This window comes from Bacillus sp. Au-Bac7, assembly GCF_021341655.1.
GTDB lineage: Bacteria > Bacillota > Bacilli > Bacillales > Cytobacillaceae > Niallia.
The window spans coordinates 113553-129278 of sequence record NZ_JAJTTG010000003.1; the positions used below are offsets into that span (position 1 = coordinate 113553).

The following is a 15726-nucleotide window of genomic DNA, read 5'->3' on the forward strand; positions in this document are numbered from 1 at the left end:
CTGTTTTTTATTTAGCTGATTTTTTTTGACCTATACAACAGGCAAGAGTTAGGAAAATGTATGGGTATGTTAATAGAATCAGCTCTATAAATCCATATTCTCTAAAAATATGACCTTCTCTCGGATCTGTATCATAGTAATAACCTTTACCCACCATATAGATGCCGACGAGCAAATAAGTGACAAATGATATAGTAAGCAAAACATAGCCTAGTATATGGAATTTTATATTTAGAACACAATATAATAATATGCCAAAAAAGATTAATCCTAACAATAGTAACAATACACATACATATAATGGCTCATATAAATAATCACTCTCACTTCCAGGGAAGTTCATCATCCTCCCTCCTTTCTCTTATTTAATACGAGCTCGCATTTAATAAAAGGGATTCGCACTTGAATATACGATTCCCCTTTTTGCTTTCACTGCTTTTTCTTTTTACCTATACTACAGGCCAGTGTTAGGAAAATGTATGGGTATGTTAATAGAATCAGCTCTAAAAATCCATAATTATTAAAAATATGACCTTCTCTCGGGTCTGTATCATAGTAATAACCTTTACCCACCATGTATATGCCAACCAATAAATAGGTAATTGTAGACAGTCCAAGAAAAACAAACCCTATCATATTAAATTTCAAGTTCAGTAAACAATATAATAATATGAAAAAAAATAGTAACCCAGCAGAAAATAACAAAAATACTACTATCATTGGTTCATAAACAGTAGCACTTAAACTATTAATTAGCCCCATTGATTTACTCCTGTTAATAATTTTTTTTCGGATTACATGCATCTAAATATGTGTTAAGTAGAGACTTATCAGGTCTCCAAGGTTCTAAGTTCCATGATGTTTTCCAAACAGTACCTGGATTTATCGCATGACATATAAATTGATCTTTCATCCTACCATGTTTTGAGCTCGCTATACTTTTCTTGAAATTTGCATCTGCGGTAACCTCAGACCACATGTCCTTTGCAATAACAGTTGATGCAAATGTCCCTGTTAATGGTGAGCCTAAAACATAGCTTGAAGTTACGAATAATTTTGCACACGTTCTTGTATAAACAGAGAATTTACCACTGCTACTATTTCCAAAATACTTTGAGTCAGTATTATTTATGGTATCTGAACAGAACAAAGGATCAGCTTGGAGAGGGTAACTATCGCCTGTATATTCTACTGTTTGATAGATTGCATTATCCTTGAGAGTATACTGACTTTCTATAAAATCACCTTCATTATCAACAGCCCAAGGCTTCCCAATACTGAATATTATTTCTCCCTTATCATCTTTAACATAATATAATCCGTCTTCTTCAACTAAATATTGGTTTTTCTCTAACTCAATGTCAATTTTAAATTCTTTAGGCGATTCTTCAGATTCCAGTGTATAAATTTGCCTGAAACCTCCATCCAATATTTGGTTTTTCACCTGATAATCTTCATCTTCATTTTCATAAACTATAGTTCCATCATCATTTTCTTTAAACTCTAACTCTTCATCATCTAAAGAAATCTCAATACTATTTCCATCATCATCTGTAAATTCTATACTACTTTTATCAAAATCTATCTCTGCACTGTATTCTTCTTCCTCCGATATGATACTATCCCTATTTTCTTTATAGTCACTTGTTTCAACATCTTCGATTAAATCGAATGGTAACTCCTCCATATTGGCTGCAAATTCTTCAGGAGATTTGATATTAGAATTATCCTTCGTCTCTGCTCTTGTAATTGGCAGATTAAACATACCTACAAACAGAACGGTAATTACAATTAGACTAAATATTTTTTTAAACATAAGAAATTCCCCCTCAATATTTGTAATACTTAAAGTGAAACATCTTGCTTCATGGATTTTTTTATATTTCATCTGCCCTCCTCTCTTCTTTTTTGGGTTTCTTTATTGAAGCATCCGTTTCCTTTGAGTTCACAAAATGATCATGGAAGATGGGTTATTCACATTAATTAGCACATAGTAGTATTTCTCTAAAAATTGAAAGGGAAATTTTTCATTATATTTCTACCTAAGTTAGAAGGAGAATTAATACAAAGCACTCTCTATTAATTGATGGACACAACTAACATAGAGTGCTTTTTTGGATATTTGTTCAAAAGTAAGGATTAACTATCTAAGAATAAATGCTTAGACAAAAAAGATGAGCCCAATAAAACCGGACTCACCCTTCCTTGTTAACTTTTCTGCACGACAGCTTTCCTGCCCAGATTACGAAGTCTGGACAGCCGTCTTTTAATGACAAATTTCAGCGCTGCATATCGCATCTTTTTATAAATACTTCTGCAGTTTTCCTTTGTCCAATTTAACATCACAAAATAATCATTTGCGTTTTTAGCGGAATATTTTAAGAAGTACATAACTGTAACGTACACACTGTTTCCAAACCAGTCCTCTACTTCTTTGGCATTGTAGTTGAAGTCATTAACAGCCATATTTTTGATTGTCTTTTTTTCGTTTAAATTTTCAATGATAAAGTCACTCTTTAAGTTAAAGGTGATATTATTGCCGTGAATTCGATACACACCTGCGACTGTATCAAGAAAGCCGGCATCGCCAACGAGCAGGGATCTTAAATAGATAGCAGAATCATTGACCATTTTCATGTTTACAATGTCCATCTCAATGAGCGCAGACCGCTTAAAGACAGTTGTTAATGTGGATGCTGGCTTTGGGTAGCCTTTTTTTTCAAAGTTAATAAAATAATCATATTTTTTGACGATGGTGTTTAGCTTAAGGTCTGAAAGTTTTAATTCGGATTTGTTCGTTTTATCTAAGAATACATTAGCTGCAACAAATGAAACTTCTGGATGCTGTTCATGAAAATGGACTGCTTTGCTTATATAATTCGAATCAATCAGATAATCGTCATCATCTAAAAAGAAAATATACTCGCCGTCAGCATGTGTAACAAAAGCTTTCAACCGGTTCGTGCCTGGTCCTTCATTCTTGTTATTTCTCATATAAATGACATTGGACGTACTAGCATATTTCTTCTCCATTAAAGAGCTTGTTCCGTCCTGGGAGTTATCGTCTATGATGATTAACTCAATATTTGGATAATCTTGCTTTAGAATACTATCAATTACTTGTTCTAGAAATCTTTCTCTATTATACGTAGTAATAATAACATTCACTTTCGGTGCTGATTGGTTTGGGAACGTAATTTCATCATGCAGCGAGCTTTCCTTAAAAGCCTGAAACCTCTTTATATGAGTGAATATTTGTTTAGCAGCTGCTTCATCTAGAAAAAATTGCGCTTCTAAATAGAAAAGAAACACTTCTGCAGACAGCTTTCCTTTTAACAGTGCAAGTAACACTTCGTTAAAATTCTCTATATAATCCTTTTGTTCGGCAGAGTCAGCTAGTTTTTCACTTAAAAACTTTTGAAGTTGTGCTATATCCACTATAGTGCCCATTTCTTGCTGATTGGTATGGAAAAAGTCAGTAATCACAGTGCCAGTTTGTTTTAGTTCATGCTCCGAATTCATAAACATCCTCCTCTCTTATGTAGAGATAGATTTTTTGCGTTTTTGTTGATTAATAAGTTTAACGATAATATCTTTTGTATATTTAAAAGCCTCTCTGTCGATAACAGCATTAATAGATGCAAATATCACAATCGTTAATCCTAATAAAATAACGGCGCTAAGAATTGTAGTTATATAAGAAGTTGGATGAATGCTCATCGCTTTGGCTGCAGTTACGATGATTGAGAATATCACAATATTTGTCAGCCATCTTCTTATTGTCATCCACGCATTTCTTTCCAGTATCTTTTTGTTCGCATAAAGGACGATATCGATAGAGCGATATAATAATGCTGCGATTGTGCCAAGCAGCACACCATATATTCCTAAAAACTGAACAAGCGTGATGGAGCAGACTAGATTAATCGTACATTCCAATATCGCCCGGCTTTGTGTCTTCTTGAAATGCCCTGCAATATTTATGACATTATTAGAGGTTGCTCGCGCATTCACTAATAATTTAATGATGACAAATAAGGTCGGTATCCAAAAATCAATATAGTTTATATCCTTAATTCCGCTCGTATACAGCTCCATAAATGGCAAGATGAATATATAGGCGACCGTAAATAAGGAGAATACAAAGGACATGAAACAAACTTCGTAAGCATTAAATAGTTTTAAGAACTTATCTTTGCCTTCATGAAAGGTTTGTCCGAGTGCAAATGTGACACTGCTGTTGACGGTGCTGATGACTTTATCTAATACAGAAAACAGCATATTATAAAGCACATAGACACTTACAACCTTTAAATTCGTAAAGATAGTCAGAATAAGGACATCCGTATTGTTAAAGATTAGAGAAGATATTTGGTGAACCATCACTGATTTTTTTTGCGAAATGGCGTCAAAATCTGGTTTAACCTTTAAATCTAGCCATTGATAATTTCTATTAATATAGATTTGATAAATGATAATTTGCACAATCATTAACACAAAATGTGTCGATTGAATCGCAATAAGATTATAGCCTTTAAGGATAAATAGAATCTTTAATCCACTTATCACAATATTAATAAGTGTTGTGATTGATGTATCGACATAGCTTTTTCCTTCTGCAATTAAAAAAACTTTAAAGGTTCCTTGAAAATAGAAATTAATAGCTCCGCCCATACCTGTAACGAGAATTACAAACATAATCGTCATTTTATCGATGGATGAATCAATAAAAAGCGGATAGAAAACGGAAAGCAGGATAATACAGATAAAATAGTAAATACCCGTTTTTTTATAGTAGCTTGATGTAGCTGACAGGATAGAATTTATATTTTCCCGATTTGCACCTGCCACTTGTTTATATAATGCTTGTAAGGAGGCAGCTCCTACCCCTGCTTCTAATAGGGACATATAAATAATAATTTGCCCAACAGAAGATAATAATCCATTTACCTCAGAACCAAAGTTCACCAAAAGTAAACGCGGAATTAAAATGCCCAGTGCTATGATTAGTAACTGACTTATTAACCCTAAGGCTAAATTGATCAGACTTCTTTTGGCTTTCATATTTACTCCTTTTTATTTCCAGTCATTCAACAAGTATTTATCCAGCTGTAGAAACTGCAGGTTAGAATCCTTGATAATATGCTCCATATCCAGTTCTCGATACTCTACCTGCGCAAGTTCTGTAATATCAAGCTTGCCAATATCCTTGATTTCACTGTATTTTCCTTCAAAATTTATATCGTGTAACACATTGGTCATTTTTTTGCTGTAAATTATCGGAAACACTTTTTTCTTAAATAACAACCCAAGAATCATCGCGTGAAATCTTGTGGCATACATTATTTCGACTTTATGAAGCTCCGCCAATGCTGTATCTAAATCATTTTCATAGTTAACTACTTTGATGTTAGGCTTGTATTTATCGTCCATTACTTGCAGCAGCTCAGCGATTGCTTTTTCATCACCTTCATATTTACAAAAGGAAAATAACGTGACTTGATAATCATTGTTAATAAATGATTCACAAATTTCTTTCATCTTCTGTAAATAAGCCGCTTTAAATGGTGCTAGGTTTTCCCGGTTACTCACATCTATCAGTGAAATACCAACCCTTTTCTCCACCTGAATTCCTTGTGCTTGATAATCCAAATTAAACACAACATCTTGTGCTAAGCGGACATTGGGAAGCTCTTTAAACAACTCATATGATTGATTATCTCTAAAGCAAACATCATCATAGTTTGAGAAGATATGTTGATAGCTTTCAAAAAAGCCGCTATTTTCATATGGCCCAAAATTGCAGCCTAACAAAAAATTAGACTTATTATTTAATAGCTTCGCTTTATCCTTTTTTATCTTCGTTTGCCAATTCTCTTTTTCGATAAAAAGAGAGCCGCCAATATATACATGTGCGTCCATCGTTAAACCAAGCATCGTTCTAATAAAGGATTTGCTGAATAGTTTATTAGGAATCTTATCAATCACCTTATAAAGGATATTCGGATAAATCACATGTAAGTTTTTTATTCCTGTGAAAGCACTAAGCTTCTCTTTATTTTCATAAATATAGAATTGTGTTTGAGGGTATCTCTCACATAAAACTTTAACGAATAAATCATCTCCTAAGTTGTTGTTTAAATATGCTGATATTAAAACCCTTTTCAAAGAAACACCTCGTTTATCCATACAGTTAAGTTAGTTAGCTTTTTTACACAATCTTCTTTTTAAGCTGTTTCGGGTACTTTAATAAAACATCGCCTAGGAGAAACTGACCCTTTAAGTATTGATGAATTACAATTCTTTTCATTAATTTTTTTATCCCTTTATTGTTATGCTTTACGGAAGCTTCCCATTTAGGGAAGTAGCGGTCCATTGTTGTCTTTATATTCACGGCTATATTCATTCTTACAGTCGTATCTTCTACGTACATGAGTTTAAATAATAATCCATTCAAGAGATGGTCGATAAACAAATATTCAACCTTATTTAGATTCTTATTAAGCTTCCCTTGTCTTTCTAATTCCTTATACACATTTTCAACCATATAAATCTTATCGTTCAGTTTTAAAGGATTAATTGTGTTCGTTTGAGAAGTCTCTCTAGAAACATCATAAAAATAGAGGGCTTGATCAATTTTTGCTATATTACTAGCATTCGCAACAACCACTGGGACAATCCCGAGATCTTCATACCAATAGCCCTCAGGAAAACGATAGTTCTCCCATAACTTTCTGCTAAACAGTTTATTACAAGGTCCGGCACTGCAGGTATGCAGTTCTGTGCCAAGATGAATATGCTGTTTCTGGCCTTGTTTATTCACTTTGTAATAGTCAAACACAATCAAGTCACATTGTTGGCTGTTGACTATATCCACACATGCTTGAACGGCATTATTGTCCAAATAATCATCGCTGTCCACAAACAGGAAGTATTCGCCTTTTGCGATACTTATCCCTAAGTTTCTAGCGCTCGCTTGACCGCCATTTTCTTTGTTATAGATGCGGATTCTATTTTCTGTTTTGCCGATTTCCTCTACAATGCTTAAAGAGTTATCAGTCGAACCGTCATTTATCACTACTATTTCTATATGTTTATACGTTTGATTTTTGAGTGAATCCAAACATCTCGTTATATATGCTTCTACATTATAAACAGGTATGATAATACTTATTAAAGGATTAATCATGTCTTTGTTTGTCCCTCCGCTATGTTGTACATTAGGGTAGCTCCTCTTTCGTTCATTATACTAACAATTAGAAAAGCAAAGATAATAATGGAATTTAATTAGCAGAAATAACACTAATTCTTTACAGTAACTTAAAGTTTTTCCTGTTGCTTTTAATGAACTCCCTCTCTTTATCCATCAAACTATTACAACTCTTAAAATAATTCATGGTTTAAAAAAATTCACAGCGTCTATATATAAAGTACAACACTAAAGGAGGCTGTCCAAAATGGTTATACCGAATGATTTAAAAGACAAAACAGTGGACCGTCCACTTGATGACAAGAAAGTTGAAGAACAGGTAAAGAATATTAAAGAAGACAACAACGAGTCTGATGAAAAGAAGAATAAAGAATAAAAAATAAGCCTCCAATAAATGGAGGCTTACTTTCCGTTTATCCAAAAATCTCGCCGTCGTTTTGGTCGAGGTCCATAGCAGAGTACATATAAGCTTGATTAAAGTCAGGAGTATATTCCGGTTTATCTGACAGCTTTTTAAGATGTCTGCCTATTAAGTACTTCGTCTCACTGGAGATGAAACCAAACGGCAATTCTGCTGCTCTGCCGAAATAAATCGATGACTGCTTGCCGCTGCTTAACACAACCTTCTTGCTGTTTACCAAATATGGGCGGTCCATTTGCGTTGTATAAACGGTCTCCCAATCATTGACTGTCTCAAAGGCAATTTTGGAAAGATGGCCGCCGGAAACAGATAATAGAATAATATCTGGCTCCAAATAATCAACAAGCTTGTGCCAAGCTGGAACACCGCTTGATTCAAGGTTTTTCTGTTCACTTCTGCTGAGCGATTCCCATGTCTGATTCGTCGCAAGGGAGGAACAGATGTCTGTATGGATGGCCGTGTTTACCATATTGCCGTAGAAGCTGGCATCAAGACCGTTCAATAACGGCTCATAGGCTGGATCAAACCATTCTTTGTATGGCTTATCTTGGAAGTATTCATTTAGGGCAGCCAAATATTGCTGATTAAAATCATAAAAATGATCTTTTTTCATTGACTGAAAACGAAGGAAAGGGTCTGGGTCAGGGAACTCCTTCTTGGAAGGATTCAAACCGACTGTAATGATACGGATCGGGGATTCAAAATATTTTTTGATATTGCCAAAGTACAAAATTGGCATAGAAGATTTCACAACATAGGATAAATCTTTTTTTGATTCGAAGTTTTCCAAACACTCTTTTGCTAGACTGGTTAGTTTTGCAGGTTGAATAACAATAAAAATCACCCTTTCAAGAATTTTAAAAAAGTATTGCTCTACTAAATATTTCGCCCTCTATTTCAGTTTTCCCTTCAAAACGATTTAACACATCCAAACTTTTTTTAAAAGAATGATTCAAAATGCTTTAGACGCACGCCTTGAAACCTGCCATAATAGGAAAACCAGAGAAAGAGGAGCGTTCAAACTTTTTTTTACAATCATTTACTATAAATGTAAAAAAGCAAACTCTTGGTTGTGGAAACGCCTTCTTTTTTAATGGATAATAATGCTAAAAGAAGGTTTGACATGATTAATGAAAAATTTTTTGCAAGTTCATTAGGAAAACAAATCCGCTATGCAAGAATGAAGAAGGGTTTATCCCTTGAACAGCTCGGCGAACGGACAAGCATGAGCCCCAATTTCATCGGCAGGATTGAACGCGGCACATCTATTCCAAAATCCTTTACTCTATATAAGCTATGCAAGGAATTGGGCATCAATCCTAGTTTTCTGTTCATTCAAGCAGAAAAAGAGTACAAGGAGCAAATTTAGCTTACTAACTCCTTTCCCCTCCCCATTTATATTCTCTCTAAATCCCTGTAATTTTTACTGTATCCAAGAAACAACAGACAATACCTCTCGCAAAAAATTTTTCCCTTCTTAAGATTAACTGCATGCAAACCTCCCTTTTCACCTACTAAAAAAGGAGTGCATCGCAATGGCTAATTTCTATGATGATTATGAAATAAGCGAAAAAACCCTCGCCTTGAAACCTGCCTATAATCTGGAGTACAGCACGATTGTTCTTGAAGGAACAGAAGAATATTATGTAAAGAAAACTCCGCTTGAGCTGATCAAGCAGGCCTCCCTTTTCGGCGGGGCTGAATATGACGGACGGCGCTGTGCTGTTTCCTTTCTGACCGGCATTAAAAAGAAAATCCCCATTCCCATCAATCCGCAAAAAAACATCTACGCTTTCCCGACACAATCGCCAAGCCAAATGGACTGCCACTGGATTTTTTTCTCCCATGTTAACCTCATTTCAGGAGCATCCTCTGTCAGCAATAAAAGTACAATGATTGTTTTCCAAAATGGCAGGAAGCTGGAGGTTAAGGAATCGGCTCATATTCTCGACAAACAGATGTACAGAACCTGGATGTGTGTGAAAGCATTGAGCGGTGATTTTCCTGTCAGCACATAATCTCTTGCCAACAATAAGAAAATCGGGTATTAATGAAGAATAAAAGTTGTTACAGGAGGAAGATATGGCAGAGATTATTCGATTCATCGCCGGGATTGTCAATGAAATACATGATATTATCATGCAGGCTGCGGCCCATTTCGGCTGGCAGGCTAGTGATAAAGACTTGCATCTATGGATTATTGGCATCATTGGCATCCTCTCCTTTTTCGCGGTTCATGCCGTTTTCAAATTGCTTGCAAAATGGAGCATCACGAGCATCTCCTTCATTTATACCTTCACACTCATATTAGTACTCGTTTTTGCGATTGAAATACAACAAGGCATCACCGGCCGCGGCAATATGGAGTTTCAGGATGCAGTCGTTGGGATTTACGGATTTTTGCTGTTTTTCGGTGTTTATGTGCTGTACAGGGTTATTCGGTATGGTTTTCTGCGAATGGCACGAAAAAAGGCTAAAGCTGGACGGACGAGAAGATCAGGGTAAAAAAAGGAAGAACCTTTTTTAGCGGTTCTTCCTTTTTCTATTTATTTGTCTTCTGTGCTGATAAGCTCATTTATTTCCAACGCACCATCTTCAAGCTTATTCACTTTATAGGAGGATTTGTACTCCTGCCTTTTTGTTGTTCCATCTTCATAAGTAATGTCATACACATCTTCTGTATCAACAACATAGCCTTCGTCTGTTTTTTCATAATCTGTCACCTCGACAGAGACAACTTCTTCTGTAATGCCCTTTTCGTAAATATACTTTACATAATCTTTCGACTCTGTGTACGCTTTGCCATTCGGATCTAAATACGGACTCACAAAGGAGAATTCCCCTGCATTCATAGCAGAAACACTAGCATAGTAATAATCTTCCATGAATGAGTTCAAAGCCTCTTCTGTTTCTTCTGGTGTATCCTCCGTAAATTCTAAATCAATATAGTTCGTGTTAATAACTTTTTGAGCAGCAGTTTTCATTACGCCGTCCTTTGTTTCATACTCTGCATGAAGACTGATAGAACCGTCTGTAGGAATTGGACCGAAATCATATACATCTGCAACCTTTTTGCCAGTACTCTTTCCATTCACAAACAGGATACTGTCATCAATATTAGAATAAATATCTACATATTCCCCTTCAAAATCAAGATAGATATCCAGTACATTAGCATAAGCATCATCAAAGTCGAGCTTTTCTGTGTGTGATAAAGAGGCATAGTCGCCTTTATAACTGCCTGCAAGCTCCGTGTCACCTGGCAGTACATCCTTTATGGTCAGATCTTCGTCCACCTTCTGCTTGCTGTCTCTATATTCTACTTCTGCTCCGTCCAAATTGGCACTTACAGTTAGCTCAAATGGAATTGCCTCGATTTTGTATTGCTGGTAAAGGCCGAATTTCTTATCTCCCTTTACAAGACGCACAATTTCATTGCTGCTGTTATCTGTAACGGTCGCCCCAGCTGTGACACCTTCATAGGAAAAGGAGCTGGATATTTCGGATTGATAGTCTTTCAGATAAGCTAAGTAGCTTTTAATGTCTTTCTCTTTGAAGTCACCATCAAATTGCTCAAAGGAAATAACCTTCTTCGCCTCTTTTACATCCTTGCTTTTGACAGCTTGTTCAAATGCTTCTATTGTCTTTTCCGGTGTATATAGACTAGCAATGAACTTATGCGCACCAAACAGAATTACCACAGCCAGCGCAGCTGAAAGGATGATGATTTTATTTTTTTTGGACATTGGCTCTCTCTTAGCTTCTGCTGTTTGATGATTAGCATTGCTGGAAGGAGCTTGGACCGTTTTGCCGGTTTGTGCAGCTTCAAATGGCTGTCCACATGAATTACAGAAATTCTGGCCTTCCTTTCTTTCCGTACCGCAATTTTTACAAAATTTCATTTTTCTCTTCCCCCATATTTTAATAAGAGGCCCGAAATACGACAGGCCCCCTAAGTTCTCTCTTTATGTTAAAAACCAAATGGATTCATCATATCGAGCATTTCCTCGATGTTTTCCAATGCTGCATCACCAATGATCATAAATACAATCGCAATCGCAATATAGGATAAAAGAATGCTGTAGAATGCATCCAATCCACCGTTACTCTGCTTTTTATAGCTGTAAATAATCAATGGAATCACAAAGGAGAATGCCGTTAATCCCAACAACAGGAAGAATACAAAAGAATAAGAACCAATTAAGGAAATAATTAGTGCAATCACAAAAAATGAGGCTGGAACTACTAAGAATGTACCAAATCTCGCTAGTACATCAAGAAAGCCGGCAGAAGATTTACCAAGCTTGACCGCTCCGAAGATAATTAGTACTACTAATGCAAGTATAATTAATAAAATAAATAATGGTTTAATTACAACAGCACCGAAGCTGATATCTGGCGAAAACCAGCCACTGTTATAGCTGCTAAATGCACTCTTTAATGCAAAATAACTCATAAGCGGAATCATCAAAGCAAATAAAACAATTGTAATGATTCCATTGATGAAGTTCTCTTTCCCTGTATTTGCTGCTGCTTGAACAGGATTTTTTAATGCTGTTAAAAAGTATGAAAAGTATTGCTTGGAAACAGTCTTCGTTTTCTCTATATATGCTTGACTGCTTCCTGTCTGTCCAGCAGTTGTTGAAGCCGCTGCAGCTGCTTCCTCTTTGGACAATACTGGATTTGGGTGTGTCCCGGTTTCTGTCTGCAGATTTGCTCCGCATGATTCACAGAATCTAGCATCCCTATCATTAGGATGCCCGCACTTTACACAATTCACTGTTAAGTCTCCCCTTTTTTCTATCTATATATTGAAAATAAAGAAAAAGCTGTATTCTCATACAAAATATTCAATTCCCTAAATTTCCTCACTTATTGTAATAGGTAAATCAACTTAACACCAGTAATAATATGGTAAATAAATAATCCATTATACTCATTATCCCTTTTAAAAAATACCACTCTAGTTTTTAATGCAATCCTTAACCTCCTGCTAATACAAGGTTTAAAACAATTAAAAAAATACGGATACCCTCGTAAATTTTTCTCTGAACTTTCGTTCGACAAATTTCGAGGGTATCAGCGTAACGAATGGAATCATTTACTATTTCATCCTGCTAAAACACTACCGATATAAATTAAAAAAAGAGATTCATATAAGGACATGATGTCCAGCTGACGGCTTATCGGCCAAGGGTCTATGCCGATAAGCCGGGCTACTTTTTTCGGGAAGGATGAACACTTGTGGGTAAAATAATTTCTGGATTTTCTGCTTTTCTATTACTCTTTTCTATACCTTTAAGTACTTTTGCTCAAGAGGAGAATGTATCTTTAAAGGCAGCTAACGTTAATACAAACTTAAACACAAGTTTGGTACCTCGGCTTGATATAAGCAAGCATCTTAACTTTGACAATGTGGAGGATTATCCGCTTATCAGGGACGGTGCTGTGGCGGGAAGCTTGACCGACAGTGTCGGCAGTACCAATACAGTTACCTATATTGGCACCTCTTCCTCTGAAACCGCAGATGAAGCGATGAATTTGCTGCTGGCTGTTCAAAATGACAGCACAAATAAGGATGCTTTTTTGGATATAGAATTTTACACAGACAATAATGGGGCCCTTGACTATATCGGCGGCATTTCAAACGATATGTCTTCCTCTTTCGGAAACATGAAGCTTGGAATAACGCTTCCAAAGTCACTTTATAAAAACAGTGCCTACATATACTTGCGTCTTGGCACCTCGAAAAGCCAGTCTGATTTATATTATTCTGATACAACTTATTTCAAGGTAGCAAACCCATTTTACACAGGAACTGCTTTAAACATAAGCAGCGGGACAAGCTATTACAGCTTAATCAGCAATGAATCTACCAATGCTTATCAAAGCGAAAATACTGGGTCATTAGAGATTAACAATGACGAATATACGTTCAACAAAAACATGGAAAAAGAAGCCTATATGCTTGATTATGTCGTTCCGTTCGAGCCAGAAGATGCGGACAAAGTAACGACTAAAAGCACCAATTCTGTAATCGCCTCCTATGATGAGGGCGACAGCAAAGCATTTTGGGTAACAAATATTGAGACAAATGAAGATTACCAGCTGACTGCAAAGCTTCTGTACAGTGGCACCTACGCAGATGTGTGGGTAAATAACAATGAAATTACGGCAGATGCGGCTGCACAGCTCGGTAAGGAATTCGATGATTCTATTCACCTTTCTGTGGCAACAAATTTCGGGAAGGAATCAGATGTTAATAATGACGGAAAGGTTAACATCCTTGCCTATGATATTAAGGATGGGTTTACTGGTAGCGGCGGCTATGTAGCCGGCTATTTCTCGCCTGTCGATTTATATAATGATACAAACTCAAATAAGTCAGAGATTTTCTATATTGATACGTACCCGCTCATGTATGACGCAGGCGATATCGATGTGTCTGAGGCTTATATGACACTTGCCCATGAATTTCAGCATATGGTCAGCTTTAACCAAAATGTGTTTATCCAAGGATCTACACAGCTGGACACATGGCTTGATGAAGGGTTGGCGATGGCAGCCGAACAAATCTATTCAAAGGATATCCTGCAAAGCAGGATTGATTATTATAATTACAGCACAAGCATCACATCAGGGCAGTCCTTACTGAATTGGGATTATTACGGGGACACGTTAGCGAATTACTCCCTTTCCTACTTGTTCCTGCAATATTTGAAATACCAGGCTGGCCAAGGGGACAGCATCTTTAAGGAAATTATCGCAGACACAAACAGCAATTACAAAGCAGTCGAGAACATCATTCATAAATATATTGATCCTAAACTAACATTCGGACAATTTATGACGAATTTTCGGGCAGCACTTGTCTTGAAGAAGGATTCTGGTCCGTATGGCTTTAAAGGCGTTTCCGCTTTTGATTCCCTTAAAGAGAAGCTGTACAGCGGGACAACAACTTTGTCTTTAAAAGGCGGCGGTGCTGTTGTAAAAGGATTAAGCTCACCAGAAGACTTTTCTGTACCATCAACGAAGGGTGCCGATATTACGTATACAATGCTGACAAACAGCAGCGGCACAGATGTGCCGACAACGCCGACTGTGTATGCAATAGGTGACAGTGATACTGCTTTAAGCGGGATTGCCGACCCATACACAACCATCTTTATTACAGCAAATGGAACAACAATCGGCAGCGGCGCAGCAAGCAGCAACGGGACGTTCCAAATCACGATTCCGAAGCAAAAGGCTGGTACAAAACTAGCCGTCTATTCAATTGATACAGCTGGCAGCCGCAGTGCAGAGGCAGCTGTTACCGTGCAGGATAAAACAGCACCATCCAAGCCGAAGGTTAACACTGTCAGTGATTCTTCCACAAACGTCACTGGAACTGCTGAAGCAGGTTCGACTGTTCAAGTTCGATCAGGCTATTCAACTATTGGAAAAACAACAGCTGACAGTAAAGGTGCTTTTAAAATAACAATTACGAAGCAAAAGGCAGGCACAAAGCTGGTTGTGAATGCAACAGACAAAGCTGGCAATAAGAGCGGTGACACATCTGTCACTGTTGTCGATAAAATAGCACCAACAAAGCCAAGTGTAAGCTCGATCAGTGATGCGACAACATATGTGACAGGCAAGACAGAAGCAAAAGCAAAAGTGTATGTAAAAAGAGGCAGCACAACAATTGGCACAGCAACAGCCGACAGCAAGGGCGCCTATAAAATCAAAATAGCGAAGCAAAAGGCAGGCACATATTTAACGGTGTATGCTGAGGATGCTGCCCATAATAAGAGTAATTCTGTTTCTATTAAAGTTGCCGACAAAACAGCACCAGGCGCACCTAGTGCTAAAACGGTCACATCGAAATCAACAAGTATTTCTGGCAGTGCAGAAAAAGGAGCTACCGTTTATGTGTACAGAGGCAGCAAATATTTAGGAAAAGCAACTGTCAGCTCAAACGGAACATACAAAGTGAAATTGCGCAAACAGAAAAAAGGCACTTCCTTGAAGCTGTATGCGAAAGATAAAGCAGGCAATAAGAGTTCTTATCGAACCATAAAAGTAAAATAATAAAAACGGCGTCTCTGAAGGT

15 protein-coding genes are annotated in these 15726 nt (G+C 36.8%); 5 read left to right on the forward strand and 10 right to left on the reverse strand.

Annotated features, from left to right (window positions below; genetic code table 11):
- Window positions 1-7: 7 nt before the first annotated feature.
- The 7 genes from LXM54_RS13640 to LXM54_RS13670 all read right to left on the reverse strand — a co-directional run bounded on the left by LXM54_RS13640 (window position 8) and on the right by LXM54_RS13670 (window position 7189).
- Window positions 8-346, reverse strand: coding sequence for a hypothetical protein (locus tag LXM54_RS13640; RefSeq protein WP_233315764.1), 339 nt, complete (start codon window positions 344-346; stop codon window positions 8-10).
- Window positions 347-429: 83 nt separating this feature from the next.
- Window positions 430-762, reverse strand: coding sequence for a hypothetical protein (locus LXM54_RS13645; protein ID WP_233315765.1), 333 nt, complete (start codon window positions 760-762; stop codon window positions 430-432).
- Window positions 763-775: 13 nt separating this feature from the next.
- On the reverse strand, window positions 776-1888 hold the full coding sequence (locus tag LXM54_RS13650) for a DUF2599 domain-containing protein (RefSeq protein ID WP_233315766.1): 1113 nt from the start codon (window positions 1886-1888) through the stop codon (window positions 776-778).
- A gap of 320 nt (window positions 1889-2208) precedes the next feature.
- Window positions 2209-3522: a glycosyltransferase family 2 protein gene (locus LXM54_RS13655; protein ID WP_233315767.1), complete on the reverse strand. Its 1314-nt coding sequence runs from the start codon at window positions 3520-3522 to the stop codon at window positions 2209-2211.
- A gap of 15 nt (window positions 3523-3537) precedes the next feature.
- Window positions 3538-5064 carry a sugar isomerase gene (locus tag LXM54_RS13660; protein ID WP_233315768.1) on the reverse strand — a complete coding sequence of 509 codons (1527 nt, stop codon included), beginning with the start codon at window positions 5062-5064 and terminating at the stop codon, window positions 3538-3540.
- A gap of 12 nt (window positions 5065-5076) precedes the next feature.
- A complete protein-coding gene (locus LXM54_RS13665) occupies window positions 5077-6168 on the reverse strand; it encodes a polysaccharide pyruvyl transferase family protein (RefSeq protein ID WP_233315769.1) in 1092 nt (363 codons plus the stop codon).
- 43 nt (window positions 6169-6211) lie between these two features.
- Window positions 6212-7189, reverse strand: coding sequence for a glycosyltransferase family 2 protein (locus LXM54_RS13670; RefSeq protein WP_233315770.1), 978 nt, complete (start codon window positions 7187-7189; stop codon window positions 6212-6214).
- A gap of 268 nt (window positions 7190-7457) precedes the next feature.
- Here LXM54_RS13670 and LXM54_RS28010 point away from each other — a divergent pair, with 268 nt between their 5' ends.
- Entirely contained in the window at window positions 7458-7586 is a 129-nt protein-coding gene (locus tag LXM54_RS28010; RefSeq protein WP_267913397.1) for a hypothetical protein, read from the forward strand.
- 37 nt (window positions 7587-7623) lie between these two features.
- On the opposite strand, the gene LXM54_RS13675 is transcribed toward LXM54_RS28010, so the two are convergent.
- Complete coding sequence (locus LXM54_RS13675; RefSeq protein WP_233315771.1) at window positions 7624-8421, reverse strand: hypothetical protein; 798 nt, start codon at window positions 8419-8421, stop codon at window positions 7624-7626.
- A 333-nt stretch (window positions 8422-8754) separates the two neighbouring features.
- On the opposite strand from LXM54_RS13675, the gene LXM54_RS13680 reads away from it, so the two are divergent.
- The 3 genes from LXM54_RS13680 to LXM54_RS13690 all read left to right on the forward strand — a co-directional run bounded on the left by LXM54_RS13680 (window position 8755) and on the right by LXM54_RS13690 (window position 10136).
- Window positions 8755-9000 carry a helix-turn-helix domain-containing protein gene (locus tag LXM54_RS13680; protein ID WP_233315772.1) on the forward strand — a complete coding sequence of 82 codons (246 nt, stop codon included), beginning with the start codon at window positions 8755-8757 and terminating at the stop codon, window positions 8998-9000.
- A gap of 166 nt (window positions 9001-9166) precedes the next feature.
- Entirely contained in the window at window positions 9167-9649 is a 483-nt protein-coding gene (locus LXM54_RS13685; protein ID WP_233315773.1) for a competence protein ComK, read from the forward strand.
- Window positions 9650-9713: 64 nt separating this feature from the next.
- Window positions 9714-10136 (forward strand): hypothetical protein, encoded by a 423-nt coding sequence (locus LXM54_RS13690; protein WP_233315774.1) that lies wholly within the window; start codon window positions 9714-9716, stop codon window positions 10134-10136.
- 41 nt (window positions 10137-10177) lie between these two features.
- On the opposite strand, the gene LXM54_RS13695 is transcribed toward LXM54_RS13690, so the two are convergent.
- A complete protein-coding gene (locus LXM54_RS13695) occupies window positions 10178-11533 on the reverse strand; it encodes a zinc ribbon domain-containing protein (protein ID WP_233315775.1) in 1356 nt (451 codons plus the stop codon).
- Window positions 11534-11601: 68 nt separating this feature from the next.
- Complete coding sequence (locus LXM54_RS13700) at window positions 11602-12411, reverse strand: zinc ribbon domain-containing protein (RefSeq protein WP_233315776.1); 810 nt, start codon at window positions 12409-12411, stop codon at window positions 11602-11604.
- Window positions 12412-12875: 464 nt separating this feature from the next.
- Between LXM54_RS13700 and LXM54_RS13705 the strand changes: the two genes are divergently transcribed.
- Window positions 12876-15704, forward strand: coding sequence for an Ig-like domain-containing protein (locus tag LXM54_RS13705; protein ID WP_233315777.1), 2829 nt, complete (start codon window positions 12876-12878; stop codon window positions 15702-15704).
- The last annotated feature ends 22 nt before the right edge of the window (window positions 15705-15726 follow it).